Origin of the sequence: Micromonospora tarensis, from assembly GCF_016803395.1 — a bacterium.
Classification (GTDB): Bacteria; Actinomycetota; Actinomycetes; order Mycobacteriales; family Micromonosporaceae; genus Micromonospora; species Micromonospora tarensis.
This window is the reverse complement of sequence record NZ_JAEVHL010000013.1, coordinates 19216-36540: the sequence shown is the minus strand read 5'-3', so window position 1 is coordinate 36540 and position 17325 is coordinate 19216. Positions and strand designations below refer to the sequence as shown.

Sequence of the window (17325 nt, the reverse complement as noted above, 5' to 3'; positions counted from 1 at the left end):
GACACCCCCGACCCGACAGGAGCACCGACATGAACCCCTCGACCAGTTCGACGTGGACCGGCCTGGTGCCGATCGACGACACGGCCCTGGCCGTCACCGACACCGGTGGTCCCGGCATCCCGGTGGTCTACCTCAACGGCCAGTTCGCCACCCAGGGGTACTGGCGCCGGGTGATCGCCGAACTCGGCACCGGGTGGCGGCACATCAGCTACGACGAGCGGGCGCGCGGCCGGAAGTCGAAGCGCTCGGCGGACTACTCCTTCGCGGCGGCGGTCCGGGACGTCGATGCCGTGCTCGCCGCCCGGGGTGTGCACCGGGCGGTGGTGGTCGGCTGGTCCTACGGCGCGGTCGTCGCGGCGCACTGGGCCAGCCGGAACCCGGAGCGTGCCCTGGGCGCGGTCCTGGTCGACGGAGCGTTCCCGTACGACTGGCTGGACGAGGCGATGGCGGAGCGGATCCGCAAGCTGTTCCGGCGGCTGAACTGGTTCATGCCGCTGCTGCGCCCGACGGGTCTGACCCCGAGGATGACCGCCGAGCAGCAGGCCGACAGCAACATCGAGCTGGGCCGGCTCTCCCGGGCGAGCGAGCTGGGCCCGGTGCTGGACGCCATCACCGTGCCGACGCGCTACGTGATCGCTTCCGGCACCTCCCTCGGCAGCCGCGGTGACGAGCAGGAACAGATCCGCACCAGCCTCGACGCGGTGACCGCCCGCAACCCGCACGTCACCGTCGGCGCGAAGGTCGCCAGCAACCACGGCGCGATCCTCAAGAAGGACTTCCGTTCCGTCGCCGACGCCGTCCGGGCCGTCGCCGCCGACCACGACGAGCGCTGACCCGGTCGCCCCTCTCCCCCGGCCGCTCGTCCCGTCCGAGCGGCCGGGGACCGGTCGTCCCGGTCAGTTGGTGCTCAGCCCCCGGGTGGCCAACTCGCTGAGCGAGCCGTTCCCGCCCCCCAGAGCGGCCCGCGCCGCCGCCGGCTGGCGCAGCTCGAACACCTCCACGATGAAGGTCGGCGAGCCGGACCGCGCCTTGATCCCGTCGACCTCCTGCACGTTGGGGTTGAAGGGCAGCTCCGGCCACTGCGCGGCGACCTCGGGCCAGGTGGAGGAGGTGGCCGTGGCCAGGCCGTCGATCAGGCTCTCGTAGTCCGGCAGGCTGATCGGCCGACCAAGCCCGTACCGATTGCGCAGCTCGACGATGTCATCGGGGGCCTTGCCGGAGTAGCTGTCGTCGAGCCCGAGCCACCAGTGCGCGAAGTAGGCGCCCTGGTAGCCCTGGGCGAGGTAGCGCGACCCGTCGTGGTGCACCTCGACGACGAAGTTGTGCACCTGGGGAAACTGGCAGTCGAGCAGTAGAACGCTGGCCGCACTGGTGGGCTTCACGAGCAGCGCGTCCCTGAGCGCCTTGCCGTCACCGGACCGGTAGGTCGTGTTCGACAGACGAACGGGGTCGCCGCCCTTGACCCGCAACTGCTCGCGGATCTGGAACGCGGCCAGGCCGCAGTTGGCCCACCTGCGGCTCTTGTCGCGCAGCTTCATCTGCGGGTCGTCGGTGTTCCCCGTGCTGCCGATCGCGCTGTTGAGCTTGGCCAGGTCGCCGCCGTCCAGCGCCTCGTCCCGCCGCCGCTGGTCGGGGCCGCTCGCGAAACCCGTCCGGGCGTAGTCGGCCGCGGCCGTGACGGCCTCCAGCCAGGTGTCGAAGCGCTTCTCGTTGCCGAACTTGGTCGCCGACCAGGTGGTCAACTGCCCGACCGTCTCCATCTCGCAGTCACCCGGTAGGAGGGGCGTGATCGTCTTGACGACGTCGGCGTACGCCTTCTCGTCGTCCTCCAGGTTGGGAATCTGGCCGTTGGGCGGGTACGTCGTCTTCGCCTCGGCGATGAACAGCATGCCGGACCTCCACAGTCCCTTGTGTACGGTCACCCGTTGTGGCGAACCGGATACAAGGTTGGACCATTCGCGGAACAGGAGGCCCGCTCGGTCGCCTTTCCGTCCCGGCCGGCTGCTCGTCCACTGTGGTCGACGTCCTCGCGGGCGCGGGCGCGCTCACCCCCGTTCATCAGGGCCGCGAGTCCGGCGGCGCGGTATCGCGCAGCCGGAGGACGTACGTCGCTGTCAGCGCAACGACACGATCCCGGTCCTTCGTCAGGTCGGTGAGGGCACGGGAGGCGGCGTCACCGGGGATCTCCGCGAGCGCCTGGACCAACCGTCGACGCGCCGGCGGTGACCCGGACTGGTGTGCGACGCGACCGACAAGGTCGGCGGTGATCCGGTCCACCAGCGCCGGGTCCCGGGCCAGGGCGCTCAGCGCGTCGGCCGCGTCGACGTCGTTCGCCTCCTCGACGACCATGTCGACGAGTGTCGGAACCGCGTCGGCGCCGCCCCGCGCGCCGAGCGCCAGCGCGGCGTACCGGCGGACCCCGACGTCGGCGTGGGTGAGGGCGTCGCGCAGCAGGTCGGTCGCCGCGTCGTGCGGGAGCTCGGCGACGGTCTTCGACGGCGCCGACGTACCGCCGCCTCCGGCGACCGGAGGCCCTCCGCGAGCAGGACCACGCCGCTGTCGCCGGACTGCGCCAGCGCCCAGCGCAGGGCGCCGGCGACGTTCGGGTCGGCCTCGTCGAGCACCGCCTCGACCAGGGCCTCCACCGGGACCTTCTCGGCCGACGACAGGGCCGCGCGCTGCCGGCGGTCCGCGCTCTCCGACCCCAGCCCCCGCAGCAGGGCGACGGTCTCCAGGACGTCCGCCCAGTCGGCCGGCTCCGCCGCGCCGATCCGGCGTAGCCGGTTGAGCAGTTCGGTCTCCGCCGCGATGCGGTCCCGCGTCTGACGGATCAGGTCGGCGACCAGGCCCGAGGGGGTGAACCCGGGGTCGTCGAGCGCCCGCCGGACCTCGCGCAGCGACAGTCCCAGCGACCGCAGGCTCTCGATTTGGAAGATCAGCCGGATGTCCTCGGCGGTGTACTCGCGATAGCCGGTGCTGGTCCGACCGGTCGGCCGGACCAGCCCGAGCGAGTCGTAGTGCCGGAGCATCCGGGCGCTCACCCCGGACCGCCGTGCCACCTCGCCGATCAGCACCCGATCACCCGCTCGCCGCCGCCGGTCCGAGCGCCATCACGCGAGTGGCCTCGTCGGTCGCGTACCCGAAACCGGCGTCCGGATCCTGCCACAGCCGGTCGGTGGCGACCGCGTGCTCGCGCACCCGGGGGTCGGGGTCGGTCGTCGCGGCCCGCAAAAACGGCATGATCACCTCGCCGAGCGCGATGAGCGCCCGGCTCAGGCTCAACCGGGTCTCCCGGTTGCCCCGTCCGAGCTGCGTCGACAGCACCCCGGCCAGCTCGGCCGCCGCGTCGTCGGGCACCAGGACGACGGCCGCCCGCCAGGCGCTGCGCGCCACCTCGACGTCCGCGTCGGTGAGCAGCGCCCGGGTGATCGCCGGCCACGCCCGTCGGTCGCCGATCTTCGACAACGTGTGCAACGCCTGGCTGCGGGCCTGCGCACGCTCCGCGCGCACTTCGCCGACCAGCGTCGGGACCGTCCGTTCCGCCGGGTGGCGGGTCAGGGCCCAGGTGAGCATTTCGCGTACGGAGAAGTCGGGCTCGACCGCGCACCGCGCGATGAGCGGGTCGACCCAGCGCGGGTCCGGGGCGGTGCCGACGGCCAGGGCGGCCCGCAGCCGCACCGACGGGTCGGGGTGCTCCAGCCCCTGGAGAGCCCTTCTGGTGTTCGTGTCCTGTTGCGGACCGGTCATCGAACCCACCTCCTCGAACCCCAGTGAAGACCTTGTCACTGTGTCAAGGTCAAGGGGTGTGAAAGGGGCGGGGATGCAACCAACCTGGCTCCTGGCGCTGTCGTGGGCCGCGCTCGCGGTGGGGTTCGTCAGCTTCGCCGTCGTCGTCGCCGACACCTACCTGCGCGGGCACCGTCAGCCGCTGCGGGTCATGGAGATCGTCTGGCTGGTGACCGTCCTCTACATCGGCCCGGCGGCCGTGCGGCTCTACTGGAACTGGGGCCGGCCGAGGCGTTCGCCCGACGACGGCAGCTCGGTGAGCGCCGCCGGCCGCGGCGGGGCATCGTGGTCACCCAGGTGTCCCGCTGCGGCGCGCACTGCGCGCTGGGCTTCGTCGTCGCCGAGGTCGCCCTGTTCGCCCTCCGGTCCGATTCGGCGTCTGACCCGTGGTGGGTCGACTACGCCGGCGACTACCTGACGGCCGTGACCATCGCCGTCCTCTTCCGGTACGTCGGCACACCCGGTCATTTCGTCCGGAGGGTCTGGCGGGCGCTGTCCACCGTCGTCGCTGTCGAGCTGCTGACCATCACCGCCTTCGAGCTGGCGCTGTTCGCGTGGCTGTGGATCGCGCACCACGTCGTCCTCCCCGAGCCACCGGTGCGACCGGACAGCCCCGTGTTCTGGTTTGTGGGCCAACTGGGGCTTGTCGCCGGCTTCCTCGCGGCGTGGCCCGCCGCGTCCTGGCAGCTCGACCGCTGGGCCGATCGGCGCTCCCGCTGAGGGGTCGGATACGGGGCACCTGTGTGGACAGCGGGCTGGTAGGAAGGAGCAGTTGCCTCACTGTAGGGAGATCATCGTGGCGCTTTCCCACCTGTCCCGCCGTTCGCTGCTGACTGCCGGTGGCGCCGCCGCCGTCGCGCTCGGGGCGCAGCCGCCAGCCCGTCCGTGGCCGCCGCCGCGCCGGCCGCCCAGCCCGCCGACGACCCGGTCAGCACGCCGGACGAGGCGTTGCGTCGGCTGCTGGCCGGCAACCGGCGGTTCACCTCCGGGCACGGCCGGCACCCGCACCAGGGCCTCGCCGACCTGCACCGGCTCGCCGCCGGGCAGCACCCGTTCGCCATCACCGTCGGCTGCGCCGACTCGCGGGTGGCCCCCGAGGTGCTCTTCGACCAGGGGCTGGGTGACCTGTTCGACAACCGGGTGGCCGGCAACATCGTCGACGACCTGCTGCTGGGCAGCGTCGAGTTCGCCGTGGAGGAGTTCGGCAGCCTGCTGATCGTCGTCCTCGGCCACGAACGCTGCGGCGCGATCACCGCCACCATCGACGCCATCCACAGCGGCGGCACGGCGCCCGGGCACATCGGCACGATCGTGGACGCCCTGCGTCCGGTCGTCGAGCCGGTGCTGGACCAGCCCGGCGACCCGGTGGAGAACGGCGTCCGGGCCAACGTCGCCGCCCAGGTGGCGGCGCTCAGCGCCCGCAGCACGATCATCTCCGAGAAGGTGCACCAGGGTGCGCTGCGCGTCGTGGGCGCCCGTTACGACCTGGACAACGGGCGGGTGTCGCTGGTGGCTTGACCGCTGCCGACCAGTTGCCCGCGGACGTCGACAGGTGACCGACGGGGTGTGTGGCCGGTCGGCGGCGGTCACCGTCGGTCACCTCCGTCGGGGTGGAGGCAGTGTGGAGCGGTATACCTCAGAGGTATGAATATGCCTCTGAGGTATACCGCTCCTCGGTACATCGATCGGCATGGCGGGCCGGCCACAGCGGACGCTGGAGGCAGCGCTCCCGGACCGACTCTAGGATTCAGGCATGGTCGATCGACGCCAGGTGATGAACTTCCGCGCCCGGGCCCAGCAGCTCGACCGGGACGCGGGCACGCTCGCCGACACCGCCATCCTGGACATCGGGGTGCAGAACACCGGGCCGGACGGCGCCCGGTGGGCGCTGGCGCTGCGCGGGGTCGACGTGACCGCGTTGTCCGACGCGGAGGTGGTCCTGCTCTGGACCGTGCGGGGTGCTCCCCACCTCTACCGCCGGGCCGACGTCGGGCAGGTGGCGGCCGCCGTCCAACCCTTCTCCGATGCCGACGCGGGCAAGCGCATCTACGACGCGTCCCGGCCCCTGAAGGCCGCCGGCATCGGCAACCTCGCGGCCCTCGACGAGATCGCCGCCCGGATGCGGGCCATCGTCACCACCCCGACGGTCAAGGGAGACGTATCGGGTCCGCTGGCCACGGTGCTGCCCGAGCCGTACCTGCGATTCTGCCGGGCGTGCGACGCCACCCACCTCTACGAGATGCCCTTCCGGCTCGCCGCCGTGCGGGCCGGACTGGAACTGCGGCTCGACACCTCACCTCCGATCCTGGAGCGCATCACCGGGTTCACGAAGGCGGCCGCCCCGGCTGACCGGTTCGACCTCATCCGCGCGTACCTCCGCCTGCTCGGCCCGACAACCCCGAAACACGTGGCCGACTATCTCGACGCCCCGGTGAAGGAGGTGAAGGCGCGCTGGCCCGACGACGTGATCGAGGTGACGGTCGACGGCGAGGTGCGCTCGCTACTGGCCGCCGACGAGGAGGCGCTGGGTTCGGCTGACGGCACGGGCACCCGCCTGCTCGGCCCGTACGACCTGTTCCTTCAGGCGAAGGACCGGGCGACACTGGCGCCGGACGCGGCCCGCGCCAAGGAGTTGTGGCCGGTTCTGGGCCGTCCGGGCGCCGTCCTGGTCGACGGCGACGTGGTTGGCAGCTGGCGCCCCCGCAAGGCCGGCAGAAGGTTGACGGTCGCCGTGCAGCCCTGGCAGAGCCTTTCGGTCGCCACCCGCAAGGCCATCACCGCCCAAGCCGAACTCCTGGCCGCGCACCGCGCCGTCTCGCTCGCCGGCGTCGACCTCGCCAGCTAGCCAGCGGCCCCGAACGCCGTCGGCTCCAGGTGCTCGGCCAACAGCAAAGGCAGGGAGACGTCTCCCTGCCACTTCTAACGTATACCGCACCGGGGGGCTTGCGGCAAGACCCCGGTCCTGGCGCAGAATCGGCGGCCGGACCAGCACCGACCAGGTAACGGGGGCACGACGTGGGTGTGTTGTCAACGGACGAGGACTACGGCCTCGCACCGCTGTTGGATCTTCGGGAGGTCGACGGGACGCAGGTGTCGGTGGTCGGGGGCAAGGCCGCGCACCTGGGCGACCTGTCGCGGATTGACGGCATCCGCGTGCCGGCCGGGTTCTGCGTGACGACTGCCGCCTTCCGGCAGGTCATCGCGGAGACGCCGTCGATCGATGACCGGCTCGACGAGCTGTCACGCCTCGACCCGGACGACCGGGAGACGATCCGTACGCTGAGCGCGGAGATCCGCCGGAGCATCGAGCAGACCGCGATGCCTGGCGAGTTGGCGGCCACGATCACCCGCGCCCTCGCCCCGCACGGCGAGCAGACCGCGTACGCGGTGCGCTCCAGCGCGACGGCGGAGGACACGCCGACGGCCTCCTTCGCGGGCCAGCAGGACACCTATCTGAACGTGGTGGGATCGGAGGCGGTCCTGCGGCACGTCAGCCGGTGCTGGGCGTCGTTGTTCACCGAGCGGGCCGTCGTCTACCGGCTGCGCAACGGCATCGACCACCGGGCGGCTCAGATGGCTGTCGTCGTGCAGCGGATGGTCTTTCCGGACGCGGCCGGCATCCTGTTCACCGCCGACCCGATCTCGGGCAACCGCCGGGTCGCGACCGTGGACGCCAGCTTCGGCCTCGGTGAGGCCCTGGTGTCCGGCCTGGTGAACCCGGACGTTTTCACTGTGCGTGACGGCGAGGTCGTCGCCGGCACGGTGGCGGTCAAGCAGCGCGCCGTCGCCGCCCTGCCGGGCGGCGGAACGCAGCAGGTGGCGATCGACCCGCGGCGGCAGGAGCAGCCGGCGCTGACCGAGGCGCAGGTGCTGCGGCTGGTGCGGCTCGGGCGGCGGATCGAGGCTCATTTCGGCCGCCCGCAGGACATCGAGTGGTGCCTGGTCGGCGACGAGTTCCAGATCGTGCAGAGCAGGCCGATCACCACACTGTTCCCCATCCCCGCCGCCGACGACCAGGAGAACCACGTCTACCTCTCGGTCGGTCACCAGCAGATGATGACCGACCCGATGCGGCCGCTGGGGATCTCCATGTGGCAGTTGACGGCCATGGCGCCGATGCTGGAGGCCGGCGGGAGGTTGTTCGTCGACGCCACCGGGCTGCTGGCCTCGCCCGCGAGCCGCGCCGGTTTCCTGGAGATGGTCGGGAAGTCCGATCCGCTGATGAGCGACGCGTTGCAGACGCTGGTCGAGCGCCCAGACTTCCTTTCGACGCGTGCCGGCGACGGTGGGCCGGCCAGGCTGGGCACCGGCGGCGCGTCCGCGTCGATCGAGACCGACCCGGCCATCGTGACCGAGTTGATCGAGCGCAACGAGGCGTCCGTCGCCGCCCTGCGGCGCGACATCGCGACGGTGACCGGTCCGGCGCTGTTCGACTTCCTGCTGGAGGCGTTCCAGGAACACAAGCGGATCCTCGCCGAGCCGCTGAACATGCAGGCGATCATGGCCGGGATGGAGGCCACCTGGTGGCTCAACGACCGGCTGCACGAGTGGCTGGGCGAGAAGAACGCCGCGGACACCCTCACCCTGTCCGCCCCCGGCAACATCACCTCGGAGATGGGGTTGGCGCTGCTCGACGTCGCCGACCAGATCCGTCCGCACCCGGAGGTGGTGGCGTTCCTCCAGGACGTCGAGGACGACGGCTTCCTCGACGAGCTGCCGAAACTCACGGGCGGCAGCATCGCCCGGGACGCCATCGAGGCGTACCTCGACCGGTACGGCATGCGCTGCGTCGGCGAGATCGACATCACCAGGCCGCGGTGGAGCGAACGCCCCAGCACGCTGGTGCCGGTGATCCTCGACAACGTCAAGCTCTTCGAGCCGGGCGCCGCCGGGCGGCGCTTCGCGCAGGGACAGCAGCGGGCGCGGCAGAAGGCGCAGGAGGTGCTGACCCGCCTGCGGGCGCTGCCGGACGGGGACCAGAAGGCCGCCGAGACCGAGCGGATGATCGACCGGGTGCGCACCTTCATCGGCTATCGGGAGTACCCGAAGTACGGCATCATCAGCCGCTACTTCGTCTACAGGCAGGCCCTGCTCGAAGAGGCCGGGCGCCTCGTCCGGGCCGGCGTGCTCAGCGCGCGGGAGGACGTCTTCTACCTCAGCTTCCAGGAGTTCCACGAGGTGGCGCGTACGCACCGGGTGGACGACGAGCTGATCCGGCAGCGCCGGGACGCGTTCCGGTCGTACCAAACGCTCACGCCGCCCCGGGTGATGACCTCGGACGGCGAGGTCATCACCGGGGCCTACCGACGCGACGACGTGCCGGCCGGCGCCCTGATCGGGATGGCGGTCTCCAGCGGGACGGTCGAGGGTCGCGCCCGCGTCATCCTGGACATGGCACAGGCTGATCTCGAAGCGGGTGACATCCTCGTGACGGCCCACACGGACCCCAGCTGGACGCCGCTGTTCGTCGGCATCGCCGGCCTGGTGACGGAGGTCGGCGGGTTGATGACGCACGGCGCGGTGATCGCCCGGGAGTACGGCCTGCCGGCCGTCGTCAGCGTGCTCGACGCCACCCGGCTGATCCGCGACGGGCAGCGGATCCGGGTGCACGGCAGCGACGGGTACGTCGAGATCCTGCCCGAACCGATGGCCCACGAGGAGGGACAACGGTGACGGTGTCCGTCCCGCGGATGGCGGCTGTGCTGGTCGCGGCATCGACAGTGGTGGCGGCCGCGGGGTGCCGCGGCGGCGACGCGACCGAGGCGCGGCCGACTTCGAGCCCGCAGGTGACCGCCGCCGCCCCGTCGCCCGCCGCCACCCCGTCGCCGGCCGTCGAACAGGAGTTCCGGCGGCTGGAGAAGACGTTCGGGGCGCGGCTGGGCGTCTACGCAGTCGACACCGGCACCGGCCGCACTGTGGAACACCGGGCCGACGAGCGGTTCGCGTACGCGTCGACGTGGAAGGCGCTCGCCGCCGCCCAGGTGCTCGGCGACACCACCGACGCCGAGCTGGATCGGGTGGTCCGGTACTCGGCGCGGGACCTGGTGGCGCACTCCCCGGTTACCGAGAAGCACGTGACCGACGGCCTGAGCCTGCGCGCCCTCGCCGACGCCGCCGTGCGCTACAGCGACAACACGGCCGGCAACCTGCTGCTGCGGCACCTCGGCGGCCCGCAGGGGTTCGAGGCGAGGCTGCGCGAGGTCGGCGACACGGTCACCGACGCCGCCCGCTACGAGACCCAGCTCAACGAGGCGAAGCCGGGCGACCGGCGGGACACCAGCACCGCGCGGGCCCTGGCAACCGACCTGCGGGCGTACGCCGTGGGTGAGGCCCTGGCACCCGCGGACCGCGACCTGCTGCGCGGCTGGTTGCGGGGCAACACCACCGGCGGGGCGCTGGTCCGCGCCGGGGCGCCGGCCGGCTGGGTGGTCGGGGACAAGACCGGGACCGGCGGGTACGGCACCCGCAACGACATCGCGGTGCTCTGGCCGCCCGGCCGCGCCCCGATCGTCCTCGCCGTGCTCACCAGCCGCGACGAGAAGGACGCCACCGCCGACGACGCGCTCATCGCCCAGGCCACCACTGTGGTCGTCGCGCACCTCTGACCACGCTCTTCAACAGCGCCCCGAAGTCCGTGGCGTCCCGTGGCGAAGCTGACCTGTCGTGGGCGGGGTCCACCCAGCTCGGCCTGGACCTGGCCGGGTCTCGACCTGTGGGTGCGCCCGATCGCGGTGCCGGCCGCGTACGCGCTCGATGTCGCCGTACAGGAAGTGATCTTCGTGGTGGGGCCGCTCAGCACGCTGCTCGCGGTGGCGCTCGGCGGCCCGGTAGCGGGGTTGGTAGTGGCCGCGCTGCTGCAACTCGCCGGCACCATCGTGTTCGTCAGGGCCCCGGCCGTGCGTGCCTGGCGGGGCGTCCCGGCGGTTCGGCACTGGGCGGGCCCGCTTCGGGTGCCCCGGCTCACGGTCCTGCTGGCCGGGGTGGCCGGCACGGGGATGGCGGTCGGTGGCATCGCGGTGGCGATCACCGGGTACGCCGAGGCAGCCGGCAACCGGCACCTGGCCGGCTGGTTGCTCGCCGCCCAGGCGACCGGGGCCCTGGTCGGTGGCCTGTTCTACACCCGTGCCCGGCCCGGTGGGGCGCGACGTCTGCCGCTGCTCACCGCCGGGCTGGCGGTCGGCTTCGTACCGCTGCTGCTGACTCCGCCGCCCGCGCTGATGGCGGTGTTGCTGGCGATCAGCGGTCTGGCCCTACCGCCGGCGTTGACCGCCATCTTCCTCACGGTGGACCAGTTGGCGGTGCCGGGCACCGTCGCCGAGGCGTTCGCCTGGGTCGCGACCGCGTTCACCGTCGGCAGCGCCGCCGGCTCGGCGCTCACCGGTCTGGTGGTGACGAACAGCGTCCGGTACGGCCTGGCGCTGGCACCCGCCGCGGCGTTGCTCAGCACCGCCATCATGGTTGCCGTCGCCAGAGATCGGACCGAGGCGAGCGTCGCCGGCGGCTGACCACCACCGCCGCACCAGCACAGAGCGGACGAGTTCGGCGACGCGCTGCTGATCAGCGGGGTCGATGGACGCCGACACCGTCCGGCGAGTCGTCGCGGTGCCGGGTCCGCGCTCCTTCACCGGTCTACCCTCAGGGGTCGAGACAACCACCTCGTCAGGAGCAGGGCATGGGCCTCATCCACATCGAGCTGTTCGCCACCCTCGACCTCGTCGCGCAGGCACCCGGCGGTCCCGAGGAGGACCCGGCGGGGTTCTCGTTCGGCGGCTGGCAGGCGCCCCTGCTGGACGAGGACGCCGGGGCGCAGGTCGCGGCCGCGTACGAGGGCACTGACGCTCTCCTGCTCGGTCGGCGGACGTACGACATCTTCGCCGCCTACTGGCCGCACCAGGAGGGCGGCGCGGACGACGACATCGCCACGCTCTTCAACCGCGTGCCGAAGTATGTGGCCTCCCGGGGCACGCCCGATCTGTCGTGGGCCGGGTCGACCCAGCTCGGCCCGGACCTGGCCGGCGCGGTGCGCGAGATCCGGGACCGGCACGAGCACGTGAAGGTGGTCGGGAGCCTGAACCTGGTGCAGACCCTGCTGCGCGAGAAGCTCTTCGACCGTCTGGACCTGTGGGTGCACCCGATCGTGCTCGGCGTCGGCAAGAAGGTCTTCGACGGCGGCGCGATACCCACCAGCCTCACCCTTCTCGAACCGCCGGTGGCCAGCGCGAAGGGCACTGTCTACCTGCGCTACGGGTTGGCCGACGCACCCCCGCCACGGGCGACATGGCGGCACCCGATCGCGGTGCCCGGCACGACGACTGACGTTTCCCGGGCCGGGCGGGCCGCCGTCGAGCAGGGCGACCATTGCCCTAGCTGGCGGCCTCGTCGGTGAGGGGCCGTGGGTGCCGGAACGCGCTCAGCAGGGCGGTGACGACACCTGCAACCAGCAGGATCCGCACCACGTTGAACAGCACCGCGTCGCCCGTGGAGTGGGGTGGAAAGAGATCCTTCACGAGCCAGCCACCGCCCAGCCCAAGCCCCAGGCAGACGTACATCGCGGCGCGCAGGCGGGGCAGCGGCTGTGGGCGGCCGAAGATCCGGGGCGCGGCCGTGCCGCCACGGCTGCGGTAGAGCAGCACGGCGGCCATGGTCAGGCTGGCGACGAGGCACGCGACGGCCAGGACCACGTCCACGGATTCCATGGGCCACAGGCTAGCCGAGGGATGTCCGCGCGACGCCGGGACGGTGTGCGCCGAGTCCCGGGCGGCCGGCTTACGAGAGGGCCCCGCCAGCCAGCGTGAAACTGACCAGGATCGCGGCGGCCAGCGGCACGGCCACCGCGACGACGAGTGCCCGCCGACGAGGTGACCTGCTGGTCAGCACGACGATCAGCAGGCCCAGCGCGACGTCGATGGCGACGTTCCACCACGCGCCGGAGGAGTGGTCGGGGTCGGTCGCCTTACCGGCGAACCGGGCGGCCTCCTCGAAGAACACGGCTGTCGGCAGCGCCGCCCCGACGACCTGCCGCCAGCCGGTGCCACGGGCCCACACCCCCGCGGTGCCGAACACCACCCCGGCGAGCACGCCGAAGAACATCCAGACCAGCGACGACGGTGCCCAGAGCACCGCGAGGTCGTCGCCTTGCAGGAGCGCGGCCGCGAGGTAGTAACTGGGCACCGCGACGACGAGCAGGACGGTGGCGCCGAGCGCGGCCCGTAGCCACCCCGACCGCACCCAGTGTCCGAAGAAGAATGCGGCAACCGCCCAGGTCGCGGTGGAGTTGCCGAGTTCGGCGACGGGGAACGGCAGCCATTTGATCCAGCAGAAGTCGAGGACGCCGAGCAGGAGGCCGCCCACCACGGAGGCGAGCGCCACCCTCCGATCACCAGGTCGCATGGCGGCAGAGCATACCGAGTATGCGTGCTCGGCTCGTCGACGCGTCAACCGCTGCGAGCGCGGAGGCTGTGCGTCAGGGTGGGAATCATCACCGCCGCCGCACGAGGAGTTCGGACACCGGCACTACTCCGTGCCTTCCGCCGGCAGCCGCTCCGGCAGCCCGAGCCTCGGGAACTGGTCGTCGTGGAAGATGGTGATCTCGGTGATCGCCCCGCCGGTGATGCGCAGGACGTCGATCGTCAGCGGCAGGTACGCGTTCTCCCGCTCCCGCCAGTGGTAGAAGGCGACGGCGGGCTGCCGGTTGACGGCGGTGGGGACGGCACGTAGGCCGGTCATTTGGTCGAAGCCGTCCTCGATCCAGTCGTTCACCACCGCGTCGCGGCCGACGTGCAGGCCCGGGGTGGGTGGCATCGAGCAGCGCACGTCGTCGCGCAGCATGGTGCTGAGCCGGCCGATGTCGGTGGCGACGCTGGCCTCGGTGAAGCGGCGTACCAGCTCGCGCGTCGCGGCGTCCTCGTCGCCGCCGGTCCAGTCCTGCCGCGCGGCGGGCAGGTGCTCGCGCATGCCGGCGCGGGCCCGTTGCAGCGCGCTGTTCACCGAGTTGACCGAGTCCCCCAGCAGCTCGGCGACGTCCCTGGCCGGCCAGCCGAGCACGTCACGCAGGATCAGCGCGGCCCGGGGGCGCGGCGCGAGGTGCTGGACGGCGACCACGTACGCCAGCTCGATCGTCTCCCGCGCGACGGCGACCGCCTCCGGCCCGTCCGCGTCGCCTGCCGGCAGCTCGTCGAGCAGCCGGTCCGGGTAGGGCTGCAACCAGCGCACCTCGCCGCCGGTCGCCGGCTCCGGGCGGCACCTGGCGAGCAGGTCCAGGCAGGCGTTGGTGGCGATCCGGTACAGCCAGGCCCGGAACGTCGACCGTCCCTCGAAGGTCTCCCGCCGCCGCCAGGCCCGCAGGAAGGTCTCCTGCACGGTGTCCTCGGCGTCCTCGTACGACCCGAGCATCCGGTAGCAGTGCACGTGCAGCTCCCGCCGATGCCGCTGCGCCAGCCCCGAGAACTCCGACTCGTCCACCTCGGCGAGGTCCCTCACGTCCGCGCTCATCACGTCATCCTTCCGCCTCGTCATGTCCTGTCCTAGGTGTGACGGGCGCGGGCCGGAAAACTCATCACCGGACGACGCTTCGGGCAGCCGCGCGCTTCGCCCAGGCCGTCGGGGCCGTAGTACTGCCCGCCGAGGACGGCCGGGTCGGTGGCGGCCCGCAGGGTGGGCAGCGCGCCCGCCGTAGCGGGCTGGGTGACCACCGGGGCGAGCAGGGTGATCGGTGCGCGGACGACCGATCGACTCCGGTTCCATGAAGCCGGGGTGTCCGCCGAGCCGGGACACCCCGTTTCCAAGCAAGGCGAGTGGATCACCGCTGGCGCAAGGGATGCGAACTTAAAAAAAGTTAAGACCACACTCTTGGAAGTTGAGGATTCTTAAGCTACAACTTTAGGTATGACAGAACAGGCGATGGACTGGCAGGAACTGACCAGCCTGACGCGGGGGCAGCCGTTCGTCGTCGAGCGGGTGCGCCTGGCGAGCAACGGCGTCGCCATCGAGGGCGAGTTCGAGCTGCCGCAACTGGCTCAGCTCAACGTCGAGGACCAGGTCTTCGTCACGGCGTTCGTGCGCTGCCACGGTTCGATCAAGGAGATGGAACGCATCTTCGGGGTGAGCTACCCGACGATCAAGTCACGGCTCAACCGGATCACGCAGATGCTCGACTTCGTCGAGACCGACCCGGCGCCGTCGCGGGCCGACATCATCGACCGGTTGCGCCGTGGTGAGATCACCGCCCAGCAGGCGTTGGCCGAGCTGGACGGCCGCACGTGATGCCGCAGTTGGTGACCGTCAAGGTCAACCGCCCGGACCGCCGGCCGCTCCGCTTCTGGGTTCCGGTGCTCCCGGTGACGCTCCTGCTCTTCCCGCTCGTGGTCCTGGTCGTGCTCGCGGCGATCGTGGCCTGCCTGGTGTTCCGCATCGGTGTGGTGCGGGCACTCGGCGCCGGCTGGCGCGTCATCTCCGCGCTGCCCGGCGCCCGCTTCGACATCGAGCAGGGCCGCCTGGCCGTGCTCGTGGCCATCCGATAGGAGAGGTTCACATGACCGAACAACGCAAGGACATCCTCGACATGCTGGCCGCCGGCAAGATCACCGCGGAGGAGGCTGAGCAGCTCATCGCCGCCCTCGAACGGGACCAGGCATCGGCGGTGCCAGGCCACGACACCCGGCCGAAGGGCAAGGTGAAGTACCTGCGGGTGGTGGTGGACGCCACCGACAACGGCGAGCCGTCGCGGGTCAACGTGCGGGTGCCACTGCAACTGCTGCGGGCCGGCGTACGGCTGGCGGCGCTGGTCCCGCCGCAGGCTCTGGTCAAGGCCAACGCCTCACTCAGCGACTCGGGCGTGCCGATCGACCTGACGCAGCTCAAGCCCGAGCAGTTGGAGGCGCTCGTGGAGCACCTCGACGACGTGACGGTGGAGGTGGACTCCCCCGATGCCACAGTGCGGGTCTTCTGCGAGTAGCCGCCGTCCGATGGGACGGCCCCTCGGAAGGGTGCGGGAACACCCTCCCGAGGCTGCGCCCGCCGCAGCAGAGCACAGGTGAACTGCCAACCTGAAGTCTAGCCACTGATCGGCACACCAGCGGAGGGACCACTCGGACGGGTGGTCCCTCCGCTGCGTCGCGCCGCTGGTCGCTGACCGCGCCACCGTCAGCGGGTCAGGTCGTCCCCGTCAGGTCGGTGTGTCCATCGCCCAGCTGGACCTGGTCGGTCAGCAGTTGCGAAGGCAGCGCACGAACAGGTGCTCGTGACCGTCGCCCGGGTCGACGCCCAGGTCCGTCGCGCGGGAGCTGAAGACGATCCGGCTGCCGTTGGCCGAGGGGTTTGCGTGGAAGCTCTCGCCGTTGCCGGTCGCCCCGGCGGCGGTGGTGCTGACCGCCGTCGTCCGACCGGTGTTGAGGTCCCGCACGAAGACGTCGCTGGCGATGCCGTTGCCGTCGCGTGGGGCGAGGTCAGAGGCGGAGGAGTAGAAGGAGACGTAACGACCGCCGGCAGCCAGTCGACCGGAGGTGCTATAGCTGTTGCCCGCGCCTGCGCTCCCGCGGCTGGCGCTGACCAGCACGGTGGTGTCGGCGGTCAGGTCGCGGACGTAAACGTCGCCCATCGCGTTGGTGTCCGTCGGCACGTATGGCTCGTACGACTCCCACGACACCTTGGTGCCGTCCCTGCTGATGCTCGGGTTTGCCCCGTTGCGGAATTCACCTTCGGTGGCGGGCAGGTTGGCCCGGACCGTCGCGCCGGACGTGAGGTCGTGAACGAAGATGCCAGTGCTCGTCCCGCCGTCGCCGATCCAGTCGCCGGACCCGCTGAACGCCACCTGCCGCCCACTGCCGGAGATGGCGACCTCGTACGCCGTGAGGTCCGAGCCGCCGTCGGCCTGCGGGCTGACCCGGGTGGTCTTGCCAAGCTGCGAGTCGTGGACGTACGCCACCTGCCCGTAGAGCCAGAGGCCCTGGTCGTCCAGGTCGCCGCTGTACGAGGTGACGATGAAGGCGGTGTAACGGCCGTCGTCGGAGATCGTGGCACCGCTGCTGCTGCCTCGGATCTGCCGCCCACCCGCGAACGCACTGACCAGAGTGGTGGACCCGGTCTGGCGGTCGTGCACGAAGACGTCACGTTCGTTGTTGGTGTCGCCGGGCACGAGGTTCGACGCGTACGACGTGAAGGCCACGTACCGGCCGTTGCCAGAGATCGCCGCGGTGTACGTGGCCCCGTCGTTGGCCGGCTGACCGTCCAGGCCGGCGCTGACCAGGGTGGTGGTGCCGGTCTCCGTGTCACGAACGAAGATGTCCGTGTTGTCGTTCGTGTCGCCCGGGACGAGGTTGTCCGAGGTGGAGGCGAAGGCAACGTACCGGCCGTCGTCGGAGATGTCCGAGCCGCCGACCCCGCCATTGCCAGGCGTGCCGTCGGATGCCGCATCGACCAGGGCGATCGCACCGGACTCGGCCGCGAAGGCGGGCGCAGGCATCACGAGCAGAGTGGTCACGGCGGTGACCGCCACGAGGGCACGGGCCCTCAGAAAGGTACGCATGGCCGCAGAGCCTAGCG

General features: G+C 71.6%; 18 protein-coding genes and 1 pseudogene. 11 read left to right on the top strand and 8 right to left on the bottom strand.

Going from position 1 to position 17325, the window contains the following annotated elements:
* Nucleotides 1-29: 29 nt before the first annotated feature.
* Nucleotides 30-833, top strand: a complete 804-nt coding sequence (locus JM949_RS05125; protein ID WP_203147286.1) for an alpha/beta fold hydrolase — start codon at nt 30-32, stop codon at nt 831-833.
* A gap of 63 nt (nt 834-896) precedes the next feature.
* Here JM949_RS05125 and JM949_RS05120 read toward each other — a convergent pair whose 3' ends face one another.
* The 3 genes and pseudogenes from JM949_RS05120 to JM949_RS05110 all read right to left on the bottom strand — a co-directional run bounded on the left by JM949_RS05120 (nt 897) and on the right by JM949_RS05110 (nt 3747).
* Nucleotides 897-1889, bottom strand: a complete 993-nt coding sequence (locus JM949_RS05120) for a hypothetical protein (protein WP_203147285.1) — start codon at nt 1887-1889, stop codon at nt 897-899.
* A 169-nt stretch (nt 1890-2058) separates the two neighbouring features.
* A pseudogene (locus JM949_RS05115) lies at nt 2059-3074 on the bottom strand (MerR family transcriptional regulator).
* Nucleotides 3075-3078: 4 nt separating this feature from the next.
* The gene (locus JM949_RS05110) at nt 3079-3747 is read right to left on the bottom strand and encodes a HEAT repeat domain-containing protein (RefSeq protein ID WP_203147284.1); all 669 of its coding nucleotides are present in this window, start codon (nt 3745-3747) and stop codon (nt 3079-3081) included.
* Between the two features lie 324 nt (nt 3748-4071).
* On the opposite strand from JM949_RS05110, the gene JM949_RS05105 reads away from it, so the two are divergent.
* The 7 genes from JM949_RS05105 (at nt 4072) to JM949_RS05075 (ending at nt 12172) form a co-directional block, all read left to right on the top strand.
* Entirely contained in the window at nt 4072-4506 is a 435-nt protein-coding gene (locus tag JM949_RS05105) for a DUF4396 domain-containing protein (protein WP_203147283.1), read from the top strand.
* A gap of 165 nt (nt 4507-4671) precedes the next feature.
* Nucleotides 4672-5304 carry a carbonic anhydrase gene (locus tag JM949_RS05100; protein ID WP_203147282.1) on the top strand — a complete coding sequence of 211 codons (633 nt, stop codon included), beginning with the start codon at nt 4672-4674 and terminating at the stop codon, nt 5302-5304.
* Nucleotides 5305-5539: 235 nt separating this feature from the next.
* Entirely contained in the window at nt 5540-6631 is a 1092-nt protein-coding gene (locus JM949_RS05095) for a winged helix DNA-binding domain-containing protein (protein WP_203147281.1), read from the top strand.
* A 179-nt stretch (nt 6632-6810) separates the two neighbouring features.
* Nucleotides 6811-9459, top strand: a complete 2649-nt coding sequence (gene rph, locus JM949_RS05090; protein ID WP_203147280.1) for a rifamycin-inactivating phosphotransferase — start codon at nt 6811-6813, stop codon at nt 9457-9459.
* Nucleotides 9460-9476: 17 nt separating this feature from the next.
* Entirely contained in the window at nt 9477-10391 is a 915-nt protein-coding gene (gene bla / locus JM949_RS05085) for a class A beta-lactamase (RefSeq protein ID WP_203147311.1), read from the top strand.
* A gap of 39 nt (nt 10392-10430) precedes the next feature.
* Nucleotides 10431-11291: an MFS transporter gene (locus JM949_RS05080; RefSeq protein WP_203147279.1), complete on the top strand. Its 861-nt coding sequence runs from the start codon at nt 10431-10433 to the stop codon at nt 11289-11291.
* A 167-nt stretch (nt 11292-11458) separates the two neighbouring features.
* The gene (locus tag JM949_RS05075) at nt 11459-12172 is read left to right on the top strand and encodes a dihydrofolate reductase family protein (protein ID WP_203147278.1); all 714 of its coding nucleotides are present in this window, start codon (nt 11459-11461) and stop codon (nt 12170-12172) included.
* Here JM949_RS05075 and JM949_RS05070 read toward each other — a convergent pair.
* The 4 genes from JM949_RS05070 to JM949_RS05055 all read right to left on the bottom strand — a co-directional run bounded on the left by JM949_RS05070 (nt 12150) and on the right by JM949_RS05055 (nt 14477).
* On the bottom strand, nt 12150-12482 hold the full coding sequence (locus JM949_RS05070; protein ID WP_203147277.1) for a hypothetical protein: 333 nt from the start codon (nt 12480-12482) through the stop codon (nt 12150-12152). The genes JM949_RS05075 and JM949_RS05070 overlap by 23 nt on opposite strands.
* 70 nt (nt 12483-12552) lie before the next feature.
* Nucleotides 12553-13176, bottom strand: a complete 624-nt coding sequence (locus JM949_RS05065) for a DUF6518 family protein (RefSeq protein ID WP_203147276.1) — start codon at nt 13174-13176, stop codon at nt 12553-12555.
* 123 nt (nt 13177-13299) lie between these two features.
* Nucleotides 13300-14277, bottom strand: a complete 978-nt coding sequence (locus tag JM949_RS05060) for an RNA polymerase subunit sigma-70 (protein WP_203147275.1) — start codon at nt 14275-14277, stop codon at nt 13300-13302.
* Between the two features lie 32 nt (nt 14278-14309).
* Complete coding sequence (locus JM949_RS05055) at nt 14310-14477, bottom strand: hypothetical protein (RefSeq protein ID WP_203147316.1); 168 nt, start codon at nt 14475-14477, stop codon at nt 14310-14312.
* A 193-nt stretch (nt 14478-14670) separates the two neighbouring features.
* On the opposite strand from JM949_RS05055, the gene JM949_RS05050 reads away from it, so the two are divergent.
* From JM949_RS05050 to JM949_RS05040, 3 genes are read left to right on the top strand one after another with little or no spacing between them, the layout of a single operon-like run.
* Nucleotides 14671-15048 (top strand): DUF2089 domain-containing protein, encoded by a 378-nt coding sequence (locus JM949_RS05050; protein WP_203147274.1) that lies wholly within the window; start codon nt 14671-14673, stop codon nt 15046-15048.
* Nucleotides 15048-15305 carry a hypothetical protein gene (locus JM949_RS05045; RefSeq protein WP_203147273.1) on the top strand — a complete coding sequence of 86 codons (258 nt, stop codon included), beginning with the start codon at nt 15048-15050 and terminating at the stop codon, nt 15303-15305. Before JM949_RS05050 ends, JM949_RS05045 begins: the two co-directional genes overlap by 1 nt.
* A gap of 11 nt (nt 15306-15316) precedes the next feature.
* Complete coding sequence (locus JM949_RS05040; RefSeq protein ID WP_203147272.1) at nt 15317-15739, top strand: SHOCT-like domain-containing protein; 423 nt, start codon at nt 15317-15319, stop codon at nt 15737-15739.
* 249 nt (nt 15740-15988) lie between these two features.
* Here the strand turns inward: JM949_RS05040 and JM949_RS05035 are convergent, their stop codons facing one another.
* The gene (locus JM949_RS05035) at nt 15989-17308 is read right to left on the bottom strand and encodes a TolB family protein (protein ID WP_203147271.1); all 1320 of its coding nucleotides are present in this window, start codon (nt 17306-17308) and stop codon (nt 15989-15991) included.
* Between the last annotated feature and the right edge of the window lie 17 nt (nt 17309-17325).

Bases quoted from the DNA above. Each gene is read 5' to 3' on its own strand.
- JM949_RS05075 (WP_203147278.1), top strand. From the start codon at position 11,459: ATGGGCCTCATCCACATCGAGCTGTTCGCCACCCTCGACCTCGTCGCG.
- JM949_RS05045 (WP_203147273.1), top strand. From the start codon at position 15,048: ATGCCGCAGTTGGTGACCGTCAAGGTCAACCGCCCGGACCGCCGGCCG.
- JM949_RS05035 (WP_203147271.1), bottom strand. From the start codon at position 17,308: ATGCGTACCTTTCTGAGGGCCCGTGCCCTCGTGGCGGTCACCGCCGTG.
- JM949_RS05060 (WP_203147275.1), bottom strand. From the start codon at position 14,277: ATGAGCGCGGACGTGAGGGACCTCGCCGAGGTGGACGAGTCGGAGTTC.
- JM949_RS05095 (WP_203147281.1), top strand. From the start codon at position 5,540: ATGGTCGATCGACGCCAGGTGATGAACTTCCGCGCCCGGGCCCAGCAG.
- JM949_RS05050 (WP_203147274.1), top strand. From the start codon at position 14,671: ATGACAGAACAGGCGATGGACTGGCAGGAACTGACCAGCCTGACGCGG.
- JM949_RS05125 (WP_203147286.1), top strand. From the start codon at position 30: ATGAACCCCTCGACCAGTTCGACGTGGACCGGCCTGGTGCCGATCGAC.
- JM949_RS05065 (WP_203147276.1), bottom strand. From the start codon at position 13,176: ATGCGACCTGGTGATCGGAGGGTGGCGCTCGCCTCCGTGGTGGGCGGC.
- JM949_RS05110 (WP_203147284.1), bottom strand. From the start codon at position 3,747: ATGACCGGTCCGCAACAGGACACGAACACCAGAAGGGCTCTCCAGGGG.
- JM949_RS05040 (WP_203147272.1), top strand. From the start codon at position 15,317: ATGACCGAACAACGCAAGGACATCCTCGACATGCTGGCCGCCGGCAAG.
- JM949_RS05070 (WP_203147277.1), bottom strand. From the start codon at position 12,482: ATGGAATCCGTGGACGTGGTCCTGGCCGTCGCGTGCCTCGTCGCCAGC.
- JM949_RS05120 (WP_203147285.1), bottom strand. From the start codon at position 1,889: ATGCTGTTCATCGCCGAGGCGAAGACGACGTACCCGCCCAACGGCCAG.
- bla (WP_203147311.1), top strand. From the start codon at position 9,477: ATGGCGGCTGTGCTGGTCGCGGCATCGACAGTGGTGGCGGCCGCGGGG.